The organism is Arthrobacter sp. JCM 19049 (genome assembly GCF_001310435.1).
Genome location: NZ_BAXF01000938.1, coordinates 1 through 540 on the forward strand (window position 1 = coordinate 1; position 540 = coordinate 540).

2 protein-coding genes are annotated in these 540 nt (G+C 68.0%); both read left to right on the forward strand.

Features of this window, described 5'->3' with window-relative positions; translation table 11 throughout:
- Positions 1–100: 100 nt before the first annotated feature.
- Complete coding sequence (locus JCM19049_RS21740) at positions 101–295, forward strand: hypothetical protein (RefSeq protein ID WP_279403524.1); 195 nt, start codon at positions 101–103, stop codon at positions 293–295.
- Positions 229–540: response regulator (locus JCM19049_RS17230; RefSeq protein WP_279403525.1), on the forward strand; the 312-nt coding region annotated here is incomplete at its 3' end. The genes JCM19049_RS21740 and JCM19049_RS17230, both read left to right, overlap by 67 nt.

The window sequence follows — 540 nt, forward strand, 5'->3', positions numbered from 1 at the left end:
CGGGGACGTGTGGGTGGCCGACCAGGGCGGGGAGCACGGCGGGGCGGTCATTGCCGCCCGGCTGCCGTCGGTACTAAGCGAGGAAAGGAAGGGCTGAACCATGCCAACCCCTGGGGACTACCGGGTGCTGATCGTCGACGATGACTTCAGGGTCGGTGAACTGCACGCCTCCATGGTCAATGAGATACCGGGTTTCACGGCGCTGGAACCGTGCAGGATTCGCGCACGGTGCCCAAGGTGGTGGCCGCGCAGCAGCCGGACCTGGTGCTGCTGGATTTGTACCTGCCGCACGTGAGCGGCCTGGAGCTGGCCAAGGTGCTGGACGTGGATGTCATCATGGTCTCGGCCGCCAGCGAACCGCAGAACATCGCCGCGGCCCTGCGCGCCGGGGTGCTGGCCTTTGTCATCAAGCCCTTCGAACCGCGCACCCTGGCCACCAAGCTCAAGGGCTGGGCCCGCTACCGCCGGCAGCTGGCGGCCAGCACGAACCTGGACCAGGGTGCCGTGGACCGGCTGTACAAGGCGTTGTGGGCGGGGGAG

Coding starts and splice junctions, on each gene's coding strand:
- JCM19049_RS21740 (WP_279403524.1), top strand. CDS start 101: ATGCCAACCCCTGGGGACTACCGGGTGCTGATCGTCGACGATGACTTC.